This window comes from Thioalkalivibrio sp. ALE30, from assembly GCF_000377465.1.
In the GTDB taxonomy this organism is placed as follows: Bacteria; Pseudomonadota; Gammaproteobacteria; order Ectothiorhodospirales; family Ectothiorhodospiraceae; genus Thioalkalivibrio.
Genome location: NZ_KB898174.1, coordinates 76872 through 97035, shown reverse-complemented (window position 1 = coordinate 97035; position 20164 = coordinate 76872). Strand labels below are relative to the sequence as shown.

At 65.9% G+C, this 20164-nt stretch carries 15 protein-coding genes and 1 tRNA gene; 3 read left to right on the top strand and 13 right to left on the bottom strand.

What is annotated here, in order from left to right; genetic code table 11:
* Positions 1–37 precede the first annotated feature (37 nt).
* The 9 genes from D107_RS0110730 to gspC form a co-directional block, all read right to left on the bottom strand.
* Entirely contained in the window at positions 38–838 is an 801-nt protein-coding gene (locus D107_RS0110730; RefSeq protein WP_026280800.1) for a general secretion pathway protein GspK, read from the bottom strand.
* Entirely contained in the window at positions 835–1521 is a 687-nt protein-coding gene (gspJ, locus tag D107_RS0110725) for a type II secretion system minor pseudopilin GspJ (protein WP_018881435.1), read from the bottom strand. Before gspJ ends, D107_RS0110730 begins: the two co-directional genes overlap by 4 nt.
* Positions 1508–1900, bottom strand: coding sequence for a type II secretion system minor pseudopilin GspI (gene gspI, locus D107_RS0110720; protein ID WP_018881434.1), 393 nt, complete (start codon positions 1898–1900; stop codon positions 1508–1510). The genes gspJ and gspI overlap by 14 nt, the downstream gene beginning before the upstream one ends.
* A complete protein-coding gene (locus D107_RS0110715) occupies positions 1897–2475 on the bottom strand; it encodes a GspH/FimT family pseudopilin (RefSeq protein WP_018881433.1) in 579 nt (192 codons plus the stop codon). The genes gspI and D107_RS0110715 overlap by 4 nt, the downstream gene beginning before the upstream one ends.
* An 8-nt stretch (positions 2476–2483) precedes the next feature.
* Complete coding sequence (gene gspG / locus D107_RS0110710) at positions 2484–2954, bottom strand: type II secretion system major pseudopilin GspG (RefSeq protein WP_018881432.1); 471 nt, start codon at positions 2952–2954, stop codon at positions 2484–2486.
* Between the two features lie 2 nt (positions 2955–2956).
* Positions 2957–4183 (bottom strand): type II secretion system inner membrane protein GspF, encoded by a 1227-nt coding sequence (gspF, locus tag D107_RS0110705; RefSeq protein WP_018881431.1) that lies wholly within the window; start codon positions 4181–4183, stop codon positions 2957–2959.
* Between the two features lie 266 nt (positions 4184–4449).
* Complete coding sequence (gene gspE / locus D107_RS0110695; RefSeq protein ID WP_026280799.1) at positions 4450–6006, bottom strand: type II secretion system ATPase GspE; 1557 nt, start codon at positions 6004–6006, stop codon at positions 4450–4452.
* Positions 6007–7926, bottom strand: coding sequence for a type II secretion system secretin GspD (gene gspD, locus D107_RS0110690; RefSeq protein ID WP_018881428.1), 1920 nt, complete (start codon positions 7924–7926; stop codon positions 6007–6009). It lies immediately after the preceding gene.
* Positions 7923–8807, bottom strand: coding sequence for a type II secretion system protein GspC (gene gspC / locus D107_RS0110685; RefSeq protein WP_018881427.1), 885 nt, complete (start codon positions 8805–8807; stop codon positions 7923–7925). Before gspC ends, gspD begins: the two co-directional genes overlap by 4 nt.
* 309 nt (positions 8808–9116) lie before the next feature.
* On the opposite strand from gspC, the gene D107_RS0110680 reads away from it, so the two are divergent.
* The gene (locus D107_RS0110680) at positions 9117–12377 is read left to right on the top strand and encodes an LAGLIDADG family homing endonuclease (protein ID WP_026280798.1); all 3261 of its coding nucleotides are present in this window, start codon (positions 9117–9119) and stop codon (positions 12375–12377) included.
* Between the two features lie 19 nt (positions 12378–12396).
* Positions 12397–13095 (top strand): hypothetical protein, encoded by a 699-nt coding sequence (locus D107_RS0110675; RefSeq protein ID WP_018881425.1) that lies wholly within the window; start codon positions 12397–12399, stop codon positions 13093–13095.
* Between the two features lie 186 nt (positions 13096–13281).
* Here the strand turns inward: D107_RS0110675 and D107_RS0110670 are convergent, their stop codons facing one another.
* A complete protein-coding gene (locus D107_RS0110670; protein ID WP_018881424.1) occupies positions 13282–14667 on the bottom strand; it encodes a VWA domain-containing protein in 1386 nt (461 codons plus the stop codon).
* 541 nt (positions 14668–15208) lie between these two features.
* On the opposite strand from D107_RS0110670, the gene D107_RS0110665 reads away from it, so the two are divergent.
* Entirely contained in the window at positions 15209–15637 is a 429-nt protein-coding gene (locus D107_RS0110665; protein ID WP_026280796.1) for a hypothetical protein, read from the top strand.
* Positions 15638–15909: 272 nt separating this feature from the next.
* On the opposite strand, the gene D107_RS0110660 is transcribed toward D107_RS0110665, so the two are convergent.
* From D107_RS0110660 to dnaG, 3 genes are all read right to left on the bottom strand, one after another.
* Positions 15910–15986: transfer RNA gene (locus D107_RS0110660), tRNA-Ile, on the bottom strand.
* Positions 15987–16090: 104 nt separating this feature from the next.
* Complete coding sequence (gene rpoD / locus D107_RS0110655) at positions 16091–18001, bottom strand: RNA polymerase sigma factor RpoD (protein ID WP_018865574.1); 1911 nt, start codon at positions 17999–18001, stop codon at positions 16091–16093.
* A gap of 215 nt (positions 18002–18216) precedes the next feature.
* Entirely contained in the window at positions 18217–19998 is a 1782-nt protein-coding gene (gene dnaG, locus D107_RS0110650; RefSeq protein ID WP_018881422.1) for a DNA primase, read from the bottom strand.
* Positions 19999–20164: the final 166 nt, after the last annotated feature.

Genomic DNA, 20164 nt, shown 5'->3' with positions numbered 1-20164 from the left:
TCGCTGAGAGGCGTCTGCAGACATCCGTTCTTCCTGTTCAGGGTTCACAGGGGGTGTGTTCGCGAATGATGGTACGCCCGTTGGGCCCGTCCAGCATCGCGCAGTGAAAATAATCCCGTCCGGCGATGCGGACAACCAGTTGCAGACGGAAGTAGCGAATTTCAGGGGTTTCCTCGGTGGCCTGGTTCAGGCCTGCTGCATGGACCGGGTCCGGGGCACGGTCCATGTCGATCGCGTTGTCCGTGCCCGGTCGGGCCACTACGTAGGGCGCCAGCGCCGACCAGAGCTCCGGGCTGAAACCGTGGACCTGGAGCAGCTCCGATGCGAGTCGCATGGGCCGGTTACCGCTGAGCCGGTGCGGTTCCATCCCCCGGTACACCGGATCATCCGTTTCCGGATTCAGCCAGTCGTGTACGGCGACGGCCAGGCGCCGGGCGTTGCCCGTTGACCCCTCGGTTTGCCCAAGGGCGTGCTCGACCAGGCCGGCGAAGGCTTCGAGGGGCGGGTCGTCGGCCCGCGCGAGACTGTTGATGTTGAAGCGACAGTGGAGATTCTCCAGGCGGGCACGGACGCCGATGCCCTCTACCTCCAGTGGCATCGTGGGCGAGACGCAGCCCTCCCACGGCAGGTCGTCGTAGTTCTCCATCCTTTCCAGCATGTGGAGCGCGACGGTTTCGGCCCCCTGGGTCAGGCGCCGGGCCCGGTCCTGATCCTGGATCGTCGCCGCGCGGAATACCTGCTGATTGTCGCGCATGGTCATGGTGACCGCCGCCACGCTGGCGATCGCGACCACCAGCAGCGCCGTGATCAGGGCGGCACCCGATGCTTTGCGCTTCACTGGACCCCCGTCAGGGCGATGCGGCGCTCGACAAGGCCCAGCCCCGGAACGACCAGGCTCACAATGACCTGGGTCGGACGTCGCTCGCCGGCGTCCAGTGGTGGCCAGCTATCCGTGATCTCCCGGGTGCGGCCGTCGACAAAATCGAAGCGGATTTCCAGCTCTTGATCCGGATCCCGCGACCCCGCGCGGCGCGCCGTGAAGGGTTCTTCATCGCGCGCCTTGCGCGCCAGAAACAGGCGTACCTGCTCGGATTCTGCAAGCGCGCCGTCCAGCACCGGCCAGGTGACGCGTTCCAGCCCGCGCTCCGTGATCCGCCAGGCGACGCGTGCCAGGCGGTCTTGTTCTCCGTTCCCCGCCCGCACCAGTTCCAGCTGCTGCGGTTCCGTGACCGGGCTGTAACGCAGGGGTGGCAGGCGATCACCGTAGCCGTCCCGGGGGCGCAGCGCGATGCTGTGGCGCAGGTCGCGCTCCAGTACGGCCAGCGTTACCTGGAGTTCCGTCAGCCGCTGGCTCTGTTCCTGGGTAGCGTGGTCTGCCACCAGCACCGCGCGCAGCCCGCCAATGGCCAGTACGCCCACGGTGGCGAACACCGCCACCGCGACCAGCAGCTCCAGCAGGGTAAAACCGCGGGGTGCGCGGAGCGCTGGCGAATAACGGCGCGGGCGGTCAGGGCAGCGCATAGCCGGTCGCCTGGGCCAGGGGTTGATCGGGATCGCCGTCCAGCGGCCACACCCGGACCTCGATACGGCGTACCGCCGGCAGCGGCAGCGGGGCGTCGATGACGGTATCGCTGATCTCGACGCGGGCCTCCCATTCCCGATCGGCGAGGGTCGAGCGGATGCGCTCGGTGCCGGGTTCGACCCGACGTACCCCGGCCTCGTAGTCGGCGATCAGGTTGCTCGCCACCCACCCGGCGAGCGTGCGCTCCTGCAGGTATGCGGTATTGCGGGCGTGTTCGCTGCCCGCCTTGATGAGGGCGCCGAGAGCGACCCCCAGTACGACCAGAGCAATCAGCACCTCGAGCAGGGTGAAGCCACGCGTTGGGGCCCGTGCCGTCATCGCGAGTCGGGGCGTCCCGGGCGTTGCGCCAGCAGGCGTCGCGGTTCGCCGCCGGCCGGTGGCGGGTGCTCGAAGGCCTGGAGGGGCTGACCCCGTTCGAGGCGGAGCACGAAGCCGCTTCGTCCGTCGGGGTGCTCCAGGATGAGCTCGAAGGGCTCGATGTGACCGCTGCCGTTAATGGCGATGCGGTTGTGCTCGGGAGACTCGCGAAGACCGCTCCGGCGGCCGTCCACATAGAGCCGGGGTTGCAGCCCGTGCTGCCGGAAGTCGTGCGGCCCCAGTGGTCCCCTATCGATGGGGATCCAGGTGACCCGGGTGTCGTCGATCCACTGGCGTTCCAGAATGACCAGCCCCTCCGTGCCAACGCCAATGGACAGTGCCTGTCCGGTCAGGAGGGTGTGCTCCCGGGCCAGTTCGATCTGGGACGCGAGCTGGCGTGCGGTCTGTTCGAGGTTTCGGCTGCCCAGCTGGCTCATCGACAGCACGCCGATGCTGGCGACGACGCCGATCACGAACATGACGACCAGCAGTTCTATCAGGGTAAAGCCGGAGGGGCGGTTGGGGCGGGTCGCCATGGGCGTTGTCAGAATTCGTCCATGTTCCAGTTGCCGATCTCGCCCTCGATGCCCTCGCCACCACGCCGGCCGTTGGCGCCGAAGCTGAAGACGTCGATATCGCCATGGCGACCGGGGTTCAGGTACTGATAGGGGTTGCCCCAGGGGTCGCTGGGCAGGCGGTCCATGTAGCCTCCCTGGCGATACTGAGGGGCCTCGGGCCCGCTGCGCGGCCGCTCCACCAGTGCATCCAGCCCCTGGTCGGTGGTCGGGTAGCGGAAATTGTCCAGACGGTAGAGGTTCAGGGCGCTTTCAAGGGTGCGTATGTCCTGCTTGACCTTGGTGATGCGGGCGTCGTCCGGGCGGTCCATGACGCGCGGGACCACGATGGCCGCGAGGATGCCGAGGATGACCACCACCACCATGATCTCGATCAGGGTGAAGCCCCGGACGCCGCCGGAGACAGGGCGTACAGGAAAGGCAGAGCGGGAGTCTTGCATGTTCAGTTCACCAGCTGGTTGAGTTCGAAGATCGGAAGCAGGATGGCGAGCACGATGGTCAGGACGATGCCGCCCATGGTCAGGATCAGCAGCGGTTCAAACAAGCCCATGCTGACACTGATGCGCGACTCGACCTCCTGCTCCTGGGTCTCGGCGGCCCGTTCCAGCATCTCGGTGAGCCGCCCGCTGGATTCGCCGCTGCGGATCAAGTGTACGGTGATCGGAGGGAAGTATCCCGTCTCTTCCAGGGCCTGGCCAATGCTGCGGCCCTCGCGGATTCGTAGCGAGGCCTCCTCCACCGCAGCGCGCATCGGGCGGCTGCCGATGACCTCGGCCCCGGTACGCAGCGCCTCCAGCAGCGATACGCCGCTGGCGGCCAGAATGCTCAGGGTGCGTGCAAACCGGGCAGTGTTGAGCCCGCGGACCAGGCGGCCCAGGAGGGGAAGGCGCAGGATCAGCCGATCGAATTGCATACGCGGGCCGGGCTGGCGCAGCCAGCGGGTGAGCAAGGCCAGCAGCACGCCCAGGGCGATCAGTGCGTACAGGCCGTAGGCGCGCAGGAGATCGCTGGTACTGATCAGCACGCGGGTCAGGGTAGGCAACTGCTGGTCCAGCCCCTCGAAGACCTGGACCACTTCGGGCACGACATAGACGACCAGACCCACGGTGACGCCCAGGGCCACCAGGGTCAGGATGACCGGGTAGATCAGGGCGAGCATGACTTTTTGCCGCAGCGCGTGACGATTTTCGAGGTATTCGGCGAGGCGTTCCAGTACCAGGTGCAGATGCCCGGAGGCCTCGCCGGCCGCGACGGTGCTGCGGTAGATATCGGGGAACACGCGGGGGAATGCGCCCAGCGCTTGTGCAAGCGAGTGCCCCTCCATGACCCTCGTGCGCACGGCGCTCAGGATGTTGCGAACCTTCTGCTTTTCCGACTGGCGGGCGACGGTCGCCAGCCATTCCTCGACGGGCAACCCGGCGCGCGCCAGCGTCGCCATCTGGCGCGTCGCCAGCGCGAGATCGAGAGCGCTTACACCGCCTGACACGCGTCCCGAGGGGGTGCGACTGCCCCGGGTGGCGGTCGCGGACTCGCCGATTTCGTGCAAGGCGAGCGGGGTCAGGCCCTCACTGCGCAACTGCGACCGGACACTCCGGGCGGTATCCCCCTCGGTGACGCCCTTGCGGGTCCGGCCGGTGGCGTCCAGCGCCTGGTATTCGAAGGCGGGCACCTAGTGGACCTCCAAGGTGATCACTACGGGTTCAGTTGGTCTGTCAAGGTTCAGGGCAAGGCGCGGCTCGCAGTGAATGGCGTCGCCCTTTACAAGAGCCGGAACGCGGCCATGGACGTTGACAGACCAACCCTTCGGGCGCTCCTGTCGCGCTCCGCTGCGGCGTTGCGGCGCTTGCCAAGGGCTACGGCCATTGCCTGCGCACCGCGCCTTGCAGCGGAGCGCCACAGGAGCGCTGAATCCGTAGTGATCACCTTGGAGGTCCACTAGCCCGCCTCGGTGACGCGCAGCATTTCCTCGAGGCTGGTGGTGCCGTCGAGCACGCGGCGGCAGGCATCGGCCCGCAGGCTGACGCTGTGTTCGCGGGCGGCCCGGACCATGGCCTGCTCACTGGCGTTGTCGTGAATGAGCGTGCGCATCTGTTCGTTCACCTCTACCAGTTCATAGATGCCGGTCCGCCCCCGGTAGCCCAGCTCGTTGCAGGCCGGGCAGCCCTTCGAGCGGTAAAGAGTGGGAGGGTGGCTGGAGGCGACACCCAGGAGTTCGCATTCCCGTTCCGAGGCTGCATGGGGTTCCCGGCAATCCTTGCAGAGGACTCGCACCAGGCGTTGGGCAAGAATGCCGTTCAGGGTAGATGAGAGGAGAAACGGCTCCACGCCCATGTCCCGCAGACGCGTGATGGCGCCAATCGCGGAGTTGGTATGCAGGGTCGAGAAGACCAGGTGCCCCGTCAGGCTCGCCTGTACCGCAATCTGGACGGTATCGACATCGCGGATCTCGCCGACCATTACGACATCCGGGTCCTGGCGCAGGATGGCGCGCAGCCCCCGGGCAAAGGTCATGTCGATCCGGCTGTTGATCTGGGTCTGCCCGATCCCGTCGAGGTAATACTCGATCGGGTCTTCAACCGTGAGGATGTTGCGGCTGCGGTCATTAAGCCGGGTCAGCGCCGCGTACAGCGTGGTGGTCTTGCCCGACCCGGTCGGGCCGGTCACTAGCACGATGCCGTGCGGCCGGGTCACCACGCGTTCCAGTGCGGCATGGGTCTCCGCATCCATGCCGAGATGGGTCAGGTCGAGGCGGCCGGCCTGTTTGTCCAGTAGTCGCATCACCACCCGTTCCCCGTGACCCGAGGGCAGGGTGGAGACGCGCACGTCCACGGCTCGGCCCGCCACCTTGAGGGAGATGCGACCATCCTGCGGCAGCCGCTTTTCCGCGATGTCCAGGCGTGCCATCACCTTGATGCGCGAGACGATGAGGGGAGCCAGGCCTGCCGGCGGGGTGAGGATCTCGCGCAGGACGCCGTCCACGCGCAGGCGCACGGCCAGTCGGCTTTCGAACGGCTCGATGTGGATGTCCGACGCGTTTTCCCGCACCGCCTCGGTCAGCAGCGCGTTGATGAGCCGGATGATCGGGGCGTCGTCCTCGGCTTCCAGAAGGTCCTGCGGCTCGGCGAGCGACTCCGCCACGCTGGACAGGTCGAGGTTGTCATCAATCCCCTCGATCGATTCCATCGCACGCGAGCTGGACGATTCGTAGCGTTCGCGCAGTCGCTGTTCGAAGGTCGTTTCATCGACGGTTTCGAGCGCGAGAGGGTCGGGGCTGCGGCGGCGAAGCTCCAGCAGGCCTTGCGGGTCGGCGTCCCGGCGCAGGAAGATCTGGCGCCTGCCGTCGACAAGGTCGCCCGGTACCGCCCCGACCCGGCGGGCGAACGAGTAACTGACCGCAAACGCCCCGTTCGGCGGAACCCGGGGCACGCCGGGGTCGTCGGGCATGGGTTCCCTGGGGGCTTCCGAATGCATGGCCGGGGTTCCGCGAGTCATTCAGTCACGGTTGCCATAGACATCGTCGAAGCTGGGCGGGAGCTGGGTCAGGCGCTCCCATTCGGGCAGCGTCGGGCTGCTCCGGCGTTGGGTCCGTGCCTGCTCGCGCAATTGTTCGCCACGGATGAAGCTGTACTTCTCGCTGGTCAGCTCGGCCCCGCGCGCGTTGTCCCGGACGATGCGCGGATGCAGGAATACCATCAGGTTGCGTTTTTCGGTCTGGTTGCGATCCGCGCGGAAGAGTCGGCCGATCCCCGGGATGCTCCCCAGCCCGGGGACGCGCGCCTGGCTGTCCGTTTGCTGTTCTTCGATCAGCCCGCCGAGCACCAGCATGTCGCCGTCATCAATCAGTACGTGGGTCTTCAGTGTCCGGGTGTTGGTGATCAGATCGGCGGCGCCAAGCGTGCCCGGGGCCAGCTGCGACACCTCTTGCTCGATTTCCAGGCGAACCGCGTTGCCCTGGTTGATCTGGGGGCGCACGCGGAGCTTGACCCCGACATCTTCGCGACGAATGGTGTCGAAGGCCTGGCCGGAGTCCTCGATCGAACGACCGACGACAAACGGGACGTTCTGGCCCACCACGATCTCGGCTTCCTCGTTGTCCAGGGTCAGGAGGCTGGGGGTCGACAGGATGTTGCTGGAGCTGTCGCGTTGCAGCATGTTGACCAGTGCCGCAATCCGGGTGCTCCCGGTCGATCCCACACCCCCGGCGGTCAGGCCGTCCCCGACGCCCGGCGGTGAAGAAACGCTTCCGTCAAGGAATGCCTCCACGCCGGCGGCGAGTTCGATGATCCCGCCGGAACCGGCCCCGGAAAAGTTGAGGACGCCGGCCCCGCTGTTTCCGATGGCCCCCCACTGGACGCCCAAGTCCTGCACGCGGTCCGAGGAAACCTCGGCGATGACGGCCTCGACCAGGACCTGTGCACGCCGGATATCGAGTTGCTCCACGATGATGTCGAAGTCCCGGATGAAGTCCGAGGGGCCATAGGTCACCACGGCATTTGTGGCCTCGTGCGCCTCGATATGGATTCTGCTTCCGCCCGGGGCATCGGCGTCCACTTCGGGGCTTTTTTCGGCAATGTTACGCAGGAGTTCGGCGACTTCCTCGGCGCGCGCATACTTCAGGTAATGCACCCGCGCGTTGCCCTCTTCCATCTCCTGGTCGAGCTGGGCAACAAGCCCGCGCAGGCGCAAGCGGGACTCCTCGCGCCCGGAAAGGATGATGGCGTTGCTGCGGCGATCGGCAAGGATCTGCGGGGAGCCGAGCTCGCTCCTGCCTTCGCGGGCCAGGATCTGCAGTTGCTCGGCGAGTTCCCCCGCGCGGGCGTGCCGGAGTTCGATCACCTCGTAGTCATCCGCGAACGGCAGGTCCATGCGTTCGACCAGGGCGCGGATGCGGTGCACGTTGCTGCGTGTGTCCGAGATCAGCAGTGTGTTGGGCTCGGTGGCCGCAGCCAGGTGCCCCCCCTGGGGGATGAGCGGGCGCAGGACCGGCACGAGCTGGGCGGCGGCTACATGGCGCAGCGCTATGACGTGGGTGACCATGCTCCCGCCGCGCACATCCGGATCGGTCTCGGCCTCGATGTCGAGGATCGACGGGGCATCCTGTTTGGCCTGAGCATCGGGCACGATGCGCGTGGATGATTCGCCCGGGATGGCGGCGAATCCGTGGATCTTGAGGATGTCATGGAACAGGTCCATCAGCTCATCCCGGGGCACCGGGCGGCTGGAAACCACCGTGATGTTGCCGCGAACCCGCGGGTCGACGATGAAATTGGTCCCGGTTTCCTCGGACACCAGATCGATCAGGTTGCCGATGTCCGTGTCGCGGAGATTGAGGGTCAGCTCGTCTGCCACGACGGGTCCCGCTGCGCAGAGCAGGGAGAGGGCGAGGGCGAGGAGGCGCAGTCGGAGGGTCATTCGGTTAACTCGATGGTCAGTGGCAGGGTTTGCCCGTCACGTTCAATGGTGATGTTGACCCGGTCCACACTGTCGAGTCCAGAGAGGATTTGTTCGGGGTCGCTGATATCGCGGATCTGCTGTCCCTCGACCGAGGTGATGATGTCGCCTTCCTGAAGGCCGGCCCGTTCAAACTCGCGCTGGTTGCGCGTCGGTGTGACCCGTATGCCGACCAGCGTGCCATCGCGCATCACGGGTTGTGCCCGCAACGAGTTCATGGCCTGTTCCGGATCCTCGAGCCAGCGGGAACGGCTCACACTCGCCGTGACCGGTGCCGGAGAGCTGGCGGGCTGGGAGGGTCGCTGGGGCGAGTCGGTCCTGCGATCGCCGACTCGCAGGTCCTCGCCTCGGGGGAGCCGGAGCATCTCCAGCTGACCTTCACGTTCCAGGATGACCCGGTCCGGGTGAACCTGATGCAGCCTCGCCAGCTGATTCCCGATCGTGTCGCCTACATGGTAGAGCGCGACATTCGACCTGCCGCTGGAGATGATCGCGCTGCCGCGGCCCTGGCCAGTCGCCAGCACCCCGATAAGCTCGAGGCTCAGACGTGTGTCCGGGGCGTGTTCAATCGCCTCGGGCTGGGTTTTCTGGAGGCTCCCGAACGGAGCGAAGTCCGCGCTTCTTGCAAAGCCGGATTGTACGGGGTCATCGCTTGCCGTGGACGGGCTGGCCTGCTCGGCAGGGGCGCGACCCATGGACTCCACTGCGCCCGGTGCATAGGTGTGTCCCGGGACGGCGATCGTCCAGACCAGTCCGGCGATGACCCAGGCGCTGGCCGCAAGCAGACCGACACTGAGTATCCAGGGCAGGTGGATGGGCGCGAGTCGGGGTAAAAGGGTCATCTTCAGCTGAGTGTGCGGCTTGTTCGAGTGCCTGGCCCCCGGGCCGGTTGGTCGGTCGAATGTGGCCGAGTCCCGGCGCAGGCTACGGCTCCGATCATGTGAGTTCGCATGGGGGTCCTTCGGGGCCCATCCCTTCGCCGGGCACGGCATGAAGCAGCGCTAATCGGTCCAAAGAGACTTTTTGTATCGGATGACAAGCGAGTTCGCCCAAGGTAGTCCAGAATTTATCACAGGCCGCGCAGCGTCGTTTGTGTGAGGTGGAGAACCACTCGCGGGGCCGGGCTGCGAGCCATCGGCGGGGTTGGATCTATGCGTGACAAGTGCAACCGGAACCATCCAGATTGTGGCGACTGGAATCGCGTGCCGTTGCAGCCCTCGTCGTATTCCATCTGGGCCGAGCGCTACCAGTTGCGCGATTCGGACGGTGAGCCGGTGGACGCCTCGATGGAGGCGATGTTCGATCGTGTCGCCCGGGCGCTGGCGGTCGTCGAGGCGCCGGAGAAGCAAGCGCAGATTGAGCGCGAGTTTCGCTGGGCGCTGGATAACGGCGCCATCCCGGCCGGGCGCATCCTGGCCAATGCCGGGGCCGAGGCCCACAAGCCGCAGACGACCCTGATCAACTGCACCGTCTCGCGCGCGATCCGCGATTCGCTGCAGGCCATCCTCGATGCCAATACCGCCGCCGGGTTGACGCTCAAGGCCGGGGCCGGCATCGGCTATGACTTCAGCACCCTGCGCCCGAAGGGTGCGCTGGTCGCGGGTGCCGGCGCGCCGACCAACGGCCCGGTCGCCTTCATGCAGATCTTCGACCAGACCTGCCGCACCATCGGCGCAGCCGGTGGGCGCCGCGGGGCGCAGATGGCGACGCTGGATATCGGCCACCCGGACATCGAGCGCTTCATCCTCGTCAAGCGCCGCAAGGGGCGGCTGACCCAGTTCAACCTGTCCGTGCTGGTGCGCGATGCCTTCCTGGAGGCGGTCGAGCGCGACGAGGAGTGGGCATTGGCCTTCCCGCTGCTGCCCGTCGAGCGGGACCAGGTGCCCGCCTCCGAGCTTGTCTATCGCGACTGGCCGGTGGTCGAGGGCGGCTACCGCGTCGATGACCAGGGCCGGGTCGCCTGCCGTATCTACCGCCGCGTGCGCGCCCGCGAGCTGTGGGACACGCTGATGCGCAGCACCTACGACGTCGGCGAACCCGGCGTCATCCTGATCGATCAGGTCAATCGGCAGAACAACGCCTGGTTCGACGAGGTGATCCGGGCGACCAATCCCTGCATTACGGCAAACACGTGGATCCACACGTCTATCGGGCCGCGTCAGGTGCGAGATCTGTTGGGACAGCAATTCCGCGTGAGGGTTGGTGGCCGAGACTACACAACGGGCGAACAAGGTTTTGTCGCGACTGGAGTAAAGCCGGTCGTTCGATTGGCTACCGCTGAAGGTTATCAGTTGAGACTGACGGCCGATCACCGGGTGCGTCGCGTTACCCGCTACACACGTTATGTCACGGAAACAGAATGGTGTGCGGCGGGGCGGCTGCGCGAAGGCGATCGGGTGTTGCTCAACGACCATCGCGGCCATGCTGACTGGCCTGGTGAATACACCCATGAGCAAGGGTACTTGCTGGGCATGTTGGTCGGTGACGGCACCCTCAAGAAGGACAAGGCGGTGCTATCGGTTTGGAAGCCGGCCGCTGTTGTTGGCAACAGTCCCGATGCGGTTTCCCCGGGCGGGGTGGAAGGGATTATGGCAGAGGTAATGAGGTGTGCCCGGACCTTGCCACATCGCAGCGATTTCTCAGGATGGCAGAAAGTGGCTGGTCGTAACGAATTCAGGCTTAGCCTTGCTGCCCTAAAGTTTCTGGCAGAAGAAGTCGGCATGGGGCCCGGCGCGAAGTCGGTTACTCCAGCTATGGAGCAAGCTTCAAGCGAGTTTTGTCGAGGATTTCTTCGGGGCATGTTCGACGCTGATGGTTCCGTTCAGGGCGGTCAGCAGAAGGGTGTCAGCGTTCGCCTCTCACAGTCTGATATTTCGAGCCTGGAAGCCGTACAACGGATGCTTCTGAGGCTGGGGATTGCGTCATCAATCTACAGAAACCGACGTCCGGACGGGATGCGCCACCTGCCAGACGGTAACGGCGGCGTTAAGGAGTATGCGATCAAAGCGCAGCACGAACTGATCGTCAGGGGGGAGAACCTCCAAAGCTTTCTCCAGCAAGTCGGCTTCGCGGACACGGACAAGAAACGGCGTCTGGAACAAGCCCTGGCCCGATACAAGCGCGGTCTGAATCGTGAGCGTTTCGTCGCACGGGTCACGAAGATCGAAACCGGGGGGATTGAAGAAGTTTTTGATGTGTCTGTTCCAGATGTGCACGCATTTGATGCTAACGGTTTGCATGCGCACAACTGCGGCGAGCAGCCACTGCCGCCGGACGGGGCCTGCCTGCTGGGGTCGGTGAACCTGACCCGGTTCGTGTCCGCGCCGTTCAGCGCCGACGCCGCCTTCGACTGGGCGCGCTTCGAGGGGGTGGTGCGCGTGTTCACACGCATGCTGGACAACGTTGCGGACATCTCCGGGCTGCCGTTGCCGGAGCAGCGCGCCGAGATGCTGCGCAAGCGCCGCCACGGCATGGGCATCCTCGGGCTCGGGTCGGCCCTGGCGATGCTGGGGGAGACCTACGGCTCGGAGTCGGCCGCCGACTTCACCGCAGAGGTCTGCCGACGCCTGGCGCTGGAGAGCTGGCGGGCCGGGCTGGAGCTCGCGCGCGAGAAGGGCTCGGCGCCGATCATGGACAAGGACTTCACGCTGACCGCGGACATGCTCCGGCGTCAGCCGGCGCTGGCCGAGGCCGGCTATCAGGCGGGCGACGTGCTGAAGGGGCGGGAGCTGCATGCCCGCTTCAGCCCCTACATGCAGCGCATCGCCGAGGAGGACCCGGCGCTGGTCGCGGCGCTGGCCGAGGAGGGCGCGCGCTTTACCCACGCCACCTCCATCGCACCCACCGGCACCATCAGCTTCTCGGTCGCCAACAACGCGAGCAACGGGATCGAGCCGACCTTTCTCCACCACACCACGCGCAACATCCGTCGCCCCGGGCGGCGCACCCGCGAGGCGGTGGACTGCTACTCCTACGAACTGCTGGCCTACCGCGCCCTGGTCGATGCCGAGGCCGGGCAGGGGGATCTGCCCGCCCACGTAATCACCGCGGACCGCGTCAGCGTGGACGCCCACATCCGCATGCAGGCCGCCGCGCAGCCGTGGGTGGACTCGGCCATCTCCAAGACGCTTAACGTCCCGACCGATATGCCGTTCGAGGACTTCCAGCAGGTCTACCTGCAGGCCTGGCGCGCGGGTCTCAAGGGTTGCACCACCTACCGGCCCAACCCGCAGGCGCAGATGGGCGTGCTGGTGGACCCCGAGCGCCTGCGCAGCACCTGGTACACCTTTACCCTGGTGGACGGCCGGGAGCTGACCCTGCGCGGCGACGAAAAGGTCGAATACGAAGGCCAGGTCCACACCGCCGCGAATCTCTTCGCCGCGCTGGACGAGGGCTACTACGACGACGTCTGACGCCGTTGGGGAGGACACGATGCACCGGATCGACCAGCCCATCATCGCCTTTCGCCGCTCGGATGCCCCGCAGGGCGAGGGCGCGTCCGGCAGCGACGATCACCCGCTGGGCAAACGCATTCCGTCGCGCCCCGAGGGGGAGCTGGAGTCGGTCACCGAGAAGGTGCGCTACTGGACCCAGGACGGGCCGCATACCGTCTATCTGGTGGTCAGCTTCGTGGCCGTCTCCGGCACGGTCAGCGGCGAGCGTGTAACCATCGAACGCCCGATCGAATTCTTCCTGCCCACCGGGCAGCACTCCGAGTCCTACCAGTGGATCTCCGCGACCATGCGCAGCCTGTCGCTGGCGGCCCGTGGCGGCTACGCCGCCCGTGCCCTGCGCGACCTGCGCAAGGTCACCTGGGACCGCGGCCCGGTCCGCTGCGGCGAGAACGAATACGGCAAACCGCTGTACCACCCCTCCGAGGTCGCCGCGATCGCCCACGCCCTGCAGCGTATCCTCCAGCGCCGCGGCTTCCTCGACCCCGACGGCCACCCCCGCCCGCTGCGCGAACTGGTCGCCGCCTGTCGCGGCAGGGGAACCCCGAAGGCCTCCGCCACCCTCGAAGCACCGAATTCGGGGGCCACAGACATGGCCCCCTGCCCGCAGTGCGATGGCCACCTCGAGATCATCGACGGCTGCCCCACCTGTCGCGACTGCGGCTTTTCCAGGTGCTAGCATCGCCGATCCACCCGCAGTGTGTTGCGGCCGCGCCGCTGCAGTGGGGCAGGGGGGGTGCGGCAATTCCAGCCATCGCGGCGGAATCTGGCCGCATGTTGCAGGCCAGCGGCTGCATTACCGGGGAATGCAACGGGCGTGGCCACGTTGCCGAAAGCGGACTTCGAATGCGTGTCGCGAGTGCTGTTACGGGCAAGCCTGAATGGTTTTCCCCCCTGTTCCCCTGAAGGCGCTGCCGAGCCTTTCGAACTCTAAGGTGACCTCCAGTGAGGATGCTTCGTCGCTCGTCGGGGGGGTGAAGTAGATCAAATACTGCTCATCAAAGAGAATACGGGCTAGTTGCTTGAACACCTGCTGGAGGTTGGCGTCACCTGCCGGGTTGTAGAACAAGCCACCTGTTTCGCGGGCGAGCTCACCCAGTTCATCTTCGTTCACGTCGCCGAACCCGACGGTGAACACAGGGACATCCGTTGCGAGGGCGGCGACGATCGCATCGGGCAGTTCCTGGCTCGAAGCGTTGTCCTGGCCATCCGTCAGGGCGATGATGGTTTTTCTTTCCCTGCGCTCCTCGCGTGCCTCCATCCTTTCGATGGCCTCTACGGTAGCGTCGTAGAAAGCGGTACCACGGCCGATAGCGGTTGGCTCTTCCTCGATCGCCGCTTTCAGCACGTCCTTGTCGGAAGTGAAACCATCGGGCGTCATGAGCTGGACATCCTGCGCATACTTGATGATGTCGGCTTCATCGCCGTCCTTCATCGCGTCCACCAGAAGCGTGGCGCCCTCCTCCATATTGGCTACGGCACTGGGGAGGTTGGTGATGCTGCCGCTGTAGTCCATGACAATACCGAGCGCGAGATCGGTGAGGCTCGGGCCGACCGGTTCGACAGAGTCGATCGGGAACCCGGCAAGACTGAAATCACTTTGGTGCAGGTCCGGGATCGGGAACCCCGCCTGGTCGGTTACAGATACAAATGCTTGAGCGTCATCTGAACGCGGGCAGGCATTGATCTGATTGACGGTGACGTTTATCGACTCTATCGGACGGTAGGCGCCTTTCAGGGTGCCGCCGACGGAGGGATTTGCGGGGTCATCGCTTTGCACGATCAGCGCGGCTTCGAACTCGCCAAACTGCCGTGGCTGGAATTCAACCGCAACAGAGCACTGGTCACCGGGGGCGAGGGCGAACGGGCGCGCCTGGCATCGGTCGCTGCCGTCGCTATCAATCAGACGAAACGCAGCCTGGCTATCCAGGCGCACACTGATGTCGGCGATATTGTAGGACGTCGTTCCTTCGTTGCCGATGACGACTTTTCGTGGGGGTATTTCGTCCAGGTTGCCTTCCGTAATTAGCCCGAAATCGAAACGGTCTGGAGTCAGCGTGATCCGGGCGTCAGAGGTATCGCCGCCACTGCTGCCGCCACTACTACTGTCGCTGCCGCCACCACCGCAGCCCATCAAGCCGATCGCCGTAGCCAGGAGTGTCACCCCTAAGAGATGAGGCTTTTCGAGTCGAGGCGTCATGATCTGGGTTTCTCCATCGGTGCGTGTGGTGGCTGGCGCGATGTCCGGCATCGGAATGTGAGTTCAATACGGTTATCGCGGCTTGCCCGCGTGGCCCTGGACGCCATTCCAGGGGGTGGTTGTCATCTGCGTGGAGTATAGGGCTGCCCAGGAGCTGCCGAAGCGGTCCCGTTATCGCACAGTTAGTGTGCGGGTATGCGCGGTTGAAGCAGCTGCTTGGCCGGACCATTCAGGCCAGAAAAGGGGATCTGGCCTGACCGCCAATCATCTCCGGCAGATGGGCTGCTTGTCAGCCATTGAGCGCGTGTGAGTACCTCGAATGTGACTCTGGCAAGCAGGTGGCGATGAGGATGTTTTCCCCCGAAGGGGTGCCCGATGGTGTTCATGATGCAGGGGATGGTTCGGTGCATCACCCGCGTCCAAATCGAGCCATCCGACACCGACGTGTGATCGATCATGTTCCGGAGCGCCGCTGGGCCGGATCGCCCACGCCCCAGATGAGAAACCATCCGGTTACCAGTAGGGCCTCATGGAAATCTGGAAGGGGGTCTCGTAGTCTCCCCGGATCGTGCATTCCGCCCTTGGAGAGACCGTGGCCAACATCCTTAACCCGTACGCCGACGATCAGCCTGAACCAAAGCACATCGTGCTGCGCGCCCGCAGTGGACAGGCGGTCTCCGCTGATTTCACCCTGCAGGATCGGCGAGGGCGCCAGAGCGCGGCGGAGTATCTGTTTCATCTCTATTCCACCATCAAGCAGAAGCTGGACGAGCCGGTGCTGGATACCGCCGCGCCCTCGCCGGACGACCAGGCCGCCATGCAGCGACTGATCCTGTACTCGGCCGGCGCCCACGACACCATGTTCGGCACCTTCAATGGTTCCAATACCTCCTCGGAGATGCCGGAGGAGGAGCGCAACGAGTTCGTGGAGATCTTCCTGCTGGCCTGCGCCACGGTCATCGAGGGCCAACGGATCACCGTCGACCTCCAGCGCGGCCTCATCACCGCCGAGACGGCCTGAGCGCGCCGGTTCTGGAAGGACTTCGTCCTGCAAGCACGGTTTGGGTGGACTCCGGCTTCGCAGGGGCTCTAAGCCTGTCTTCGCAAGGCCGTAACGGCGTGCGACTGGGATAGTCGGACCCGCCCAGCAGGAGCGCAAGCGAGTGGTGGGCCCGGTTGGGTGGAGGCCGGCCGCGCAGCGGCGCGAAGCCTGTCTTCGCGAGGCCGGAACGGCGTGCGCCGACAGGCGCGCGACTGGAATAGTCCGACCCGCCCAACAGGAGCGCAAGGGAGTGGTGGGCCCGGTCGGACTCGAACCGACGACCAAGGGATTATGAGTCCCCTGCTCTAACCAACTGAGCTACAGGCCCGTATGCGGGGAGGGTACAAACGACTGCGGCGCCATTCTACCCGGAAAGGGAGAGATGGCGCCGCAGCGGCAGGGCAGGTTCCGGCCGTTCGGCCGGGACGCCGGTTATTCGGCGTCGGTGTAGGTGCGCAGCAGTTCGGCGCGAGTCGGGTGGCGCAGCTTGCGCAGGGCCTTGGCCTCGATCTGGCGGATGCGCTCGCGGGTGACGTCGAACTGCTTGCCGACTTCCTCGAGGGTGTGGTCGGTGTTCATGTCGATGCCGAAGCGCATGCGCAGGACCTTGGCCTCGCGCGGGGTCAGCGTGGAGAGGATCTCGCGGGTGGCCTCGGTGAGGCTTTCCTGCGCGGCGGAATCCGACGGCGAGGCGACCTTTTCGTCCTCGATGAAGTCGCCCAGGTGGGAGTCTTCGTCGTCGCCGATCGGGGTCTCCATGGAGATCGGTTCCTTGGAGATCTTGAGCACCTTGCGGATCTTGTCCTCGGGCATCTCCATGCGCTCGGCCAGCTCTTCCGGCGTGGCCTCCCGGCCCATCTCCTGCAGCATCTGGCGGGAGACGCGGTTGAGCTTGTTGATGGTCTCGATCATGTGCACCGGGATACGGATGGTCCGGGCCTGGTCCGCGATGGAGCGGGTGATGGCCTGGCGAATCCACCAGGTGGCGTAGGTCGAGAACTTGTAGCCGCGGCGGTATTCGAACTTGTCCACCGCCTTCATCAGGCCGATGTTGCCTTCCTGGATGAGGTCGAGGAACTGCAGGCCGCGGTTGGTGTACTTCTTGGCGATGGAGATCACCAGGCGCAGGTTGGCCTCGACCATCTCCTTCTTGGCGCGGCGGGCCTTGGCCTCGCCGATGGACATGCGGCGGTTGATCTCCTTGATCTCGGAGATGTTCAGGCTGGCCTCGTGCTCGATCTCGGCGAGCTTTTTCTGCAGGCGCACGATCTCGTCCTCGTGCTCGGCGAGGGCGGTGGTGTACTTGCCTTTGGCCTTGCAGGCTTCCTTGATCCAGTCGAGGTTGGTCTCGTTCTTGGGGAAGCTGTCGATGAAGGTCTTGCGCGGCATCTGCGCCTGTTCCACGGCCAGCGCCATGATACGGCGCTCGTGGCGGCGGATCTGGTCGATGCTGCCGTGCAGCTGCGTGGTCAGCTGGTCGACCATGCGCGGGACCAGCTTGAACTCCATGAAGTACTTGGCGGTGGCCTCGCGCGCGACGGCGTAGGCCTCGCGGTTGCCCTTCTCGAAGGCCTTGTGGGCCTTGGCGTGCAGCTTGCGCAGCTTCTCGAAACGTTCGCGGGCCTCTTCCGGGTCCGGGCCGGTGTCGACCGGTTCGGCGGCCTCTTCGTCTTCCTCGGCGTCCTCCACCTCGTCGACGATGGCATCCAGCTCGGCGCTGGCCTGCTGTTCGGCAGCCGCCGCGGCCGCGGCCTTCTGCTCGTCCTGGGCCTTCTGCGCCTGTTCCGGCGTCACCAGGCCGCGGGCTACGGCCTCGCCGTTGGCGTGGTCGTTCGGGTCGATGAAGGAGACCACAAGGTCGGTCAGGCGGCCGTTGTTCTCGACAATCTGGTCGTACTCGTGGATCAGTCGTTCGATCGCGCCCGGGTGGTGAGCCAGCGCGAACAGGACCTGCATCAGGCCTTCCTCGATGCGCTTGGCAATGCGGATCTCGCCCTCGCGGGTCAGCAGCTCGACCGTGCCCATCTCGCGCATGTACATGCGCACGGGGTCGGTGGTGCGACCGAAATCGGAATCGGCCGAGGCGAGCGCGGCCACGGCATCCTCGGCGTCCTCGTCGGCGGAGACGGAGCCGTCGGACAGCAGCAGGCTGTCGGCGTCCGGGGCCTGCTCGTGCACCGCGATGCCCATGTCGTTGATCATCGCGATGATGTCCTCGACCTGGTCGGAGTCGATGATCGAGTCGGGCAGGTGGTCGTTCACCTCGGTATACGTGAGGTATCCCTGCTCCTTGCCCTTGGCAATCAGTTCCTTGAGCTGGGATTGCTGCTCTTCACGATTCATTGCGGTCGTACTCCGAGGTGCTTGGTCGAGCCGCTACAGGACGGCTCTAGGAAATTGGGGCGCAGAAAAATCAATCCTGTATTGTAGCAGAAGATTCTTATATTGCCGGTTGCCGGACGCTGATTGCGGTCAAGGCCCTGCGCGGCGCGCCATGTGGCGCCCTCCGGCTGTCTGAACAATGCGGGCAATTGCGTCCGCTTCAAGGCCCGGGCTGGCTATTGCGGCCGGTCGAATCGCTGCAGCTGCCCGGTAAGACGGGCGAGCTCGGCGCGTTGTTCCGTCCCCAGCTCGGTGCCGGGGCGAGTCAGTTCACGAATTCGCGAACGGTAGTGCTGGCGCAGGAGCTGGCGGGCGCAGTCCAGCGCCGTCTGCCGGGTGACGGCCACCTCGCCGTCGTCCAGGGCCTGGTGGGCCAGGGCCATCAGGCGCTGGAAGTGGCGTTCCTCGCGGAAGCGTTCCAGCAGCCCGGCGGTATGCCGTTCGGGGTTTTCGTCCAGGGCGGCGAGGAGCTCGCGCAGGGTGGCCGCGGCCACGCCGGGCAGTTCGACGAGCTGGCGGATCTCCGGTTGCGACCAGTCGAGTTCCGGGTGTTGCAGGACACGCGCCAGCAGGGCGCCCCACAGGGCCGGCGGGCTTTCGCCGCCGGGTGCCCGGCTGGCGGTGGGGTTGGCCGGAAGATCGCCCCCCGAACCCGAGGCCGTCGCGCGGGCGGGTTCGGGAGGCTGCTCGGACAAGACCTGTTCCAGGCGCTCGTGGCTCAGATGGGTCTCCTCGGCGATGCGTTCGACCAACTGGTCGCGGAACAGGGGATCGCGCGTGGTGGCGACCAGCTTCATCGCGGCATGCGCGAAGCGGGTGCGGCCTTCGGCGGTGTCGGTCGGGTGCTCCTCGCGCAGCAGCCGGACCAGCGTCTCGGACAGGGGCAGGGCACCGGCCAGCCGTTCCTCCCAGCCGGCGAGGCCGTCACGCCGCACCAGGCTGTCGGGGTCGTCCCCCTCTGGCAGAAACAACACGCGCACCTCGCGCAGGCCCTGGATCGCGGGCAGGGCCTCGGCCAGTGAGCGCCAGGCCGCGCGGCGCCCGGCGGCGTCGCCGTCGAAGCACAGGGTGATGCGCGAGACCTGGCGGAACAGGCTGTCCAGGTGGGCGCGGGTCAGGGCGGTGCCCATGCAGGCCACCGCTCGGCGAAAACCGGCGCGGGCCAGTCCGACCACGTCCATATAGCCCTCGACCACCACGATGTCATCCAGCCGGGTGCCGGCCTTGCGAGCCTCGAACAGGCCGTAGATGGTCTGTCCCTTGTGGAAGACCTCGCTCTCCGGGCTGTTCAGGTACTTCGGCTCGCCGTCTTCAATCAGGCGCCCGCCGAAGCCGGTAATGCGCCCGCGCCGGTCGCGGATCGGGAACATGATGCGCCCGCGGAAGCGCTCGCGGATGCCGCCGTCGTCGCGGCGCGCGGCCAGCCCGGCATCCACCAGTTGCTGCGGGGTGAAGCGGGGCTTGAGGGCCTCAAGCAGGCCCGAGGGCGGGGCCCAGCCGATCTGGTAGTCGCGGGCCGTGGTGCCGTCGATGCCACGGTTTTTCAGGTATTCGACTGCCTTCGGCGTCTGGCGCAGCTGCTGCACGTAGTAGTCGGCGGCCGCGTTGAGGGCCTCGTACAGCGGGGCGTGGGCCTCGCGTTTGTCGTCCCCTCCGGCCTCGCGCGGGACCTCCAGTCCGGCCTGTTCGGCCAGCTGCTCCACCGCCTCGGGGAAGCTCAGGTTCTCGTACTCCATCAGGAAGCTGATGGCCGTGCCGTGCGCCCCGCAGCCGAAGCAGTGATAGAACTGTTTTTGCGGCGAGACATAGAACGACGGCGTCTTCTCGCCGTGGAACGGACAGCAGGCGGCGAACTCGCGCCCGGCCTTCTTCAGGCTCACGCGGCGCTGGATCACCTCGACGATGTCGCTGCGTTCGAGGAGCTCGTCGATGAATGCCTGTGGGATGAGACCTGCCATGGTGTCGCCGGCTATTCCTCGGGGGTGTGCTCGTCGTCAGGTTCGCATGATAGCCCAGCGTTGGGCCGCAACACGTCATTGCGAGGAGCCTTGGGCGACGAAGCAATCGCTTGGTGCTGTGTCCCGGTGGCAGTTTCTGGAGATTGCTTCGCTGCGCTCGCAATGA

Coding starts and splice junctions, on each gene's coding strand:
- gspJ (WP_018881435.1), bottom strand. CDS start 1,521: ATGCGCTGCCCTGACCGCCCGCGCCGTTATTCGCCAGCGCTCCGCGCA.
- gspI (WP_018881434.1), bottom strand. CDS start 1,900: ATGACGGCACGGGCCCCAACGCGTGGCTTCACCCTGCTCGAGGTGCTG.
- D107_RS0110715 (WP_018881433.1), bottom strand. CDS start 2,475: ATGGCGACCCGCCCCAACCGCCCCTCCGGCTTTACCCTGATAGAACTG.
- gspG (WP_018881432.1), bottom strand. CDS start 2,954: ATGCAAGACTCCCGCTCTGCCTTTCCTGTACGCCCTGTCTCCGGCGGC.
- gspE (WP_026280799.1), bottom strand. CDS start 6,006: ATGACTCGCGGAACCCCGGCCATGCATTCGGAAGCCCCCAGGGAACCC.
- gspD (WP_018881428.1), bottom strand. CDS start 7,926: ATGACCCTCCGACTGCGCCTCCTCGCCCTCGCCCTCTCCCTGCTCTGC.
- gspC (WP_018881427.1), bottom strand. CDS start 8,807: ATGACCCTTTTACCCCGACTCGCGCCCATCCACCTGCCCTGGATACTC.
- D107_RS0110680 (WP_026280798.1), top strand. CDS start 9,117: ATGCGTGACAAGTGCAACCGGAACCATCCAGATTGTGGCGACTGGAAT.
- D107_RS0110675 (WP_018881425.1), top strand. CDS start 12,397: ATGCACCGGATCGACCAGCCCATCATCGCCTTTCGCCGCTCGGATGCC.
- D107_RS0110670 (WP_018881424.1), bottom strand. CDS start 14,667: ATGCCGGACATCGCGCCAGCCACCACACGCACCGATGGAGAAACCCAG.
- rpoD (WP_018865574.1), bottom strand. CDS start 18,001: ATGAATCGTGAAGAGCAGCAATCCCAGCTCAAGGAACTGATTGCCAAG.
- dnaG (WP_018881422.1), bottom strand. CDS start 19,998: ATGGCAGGTCTCATCCCACAGGCATTCATCGACGAGCTCCTCGAACGC.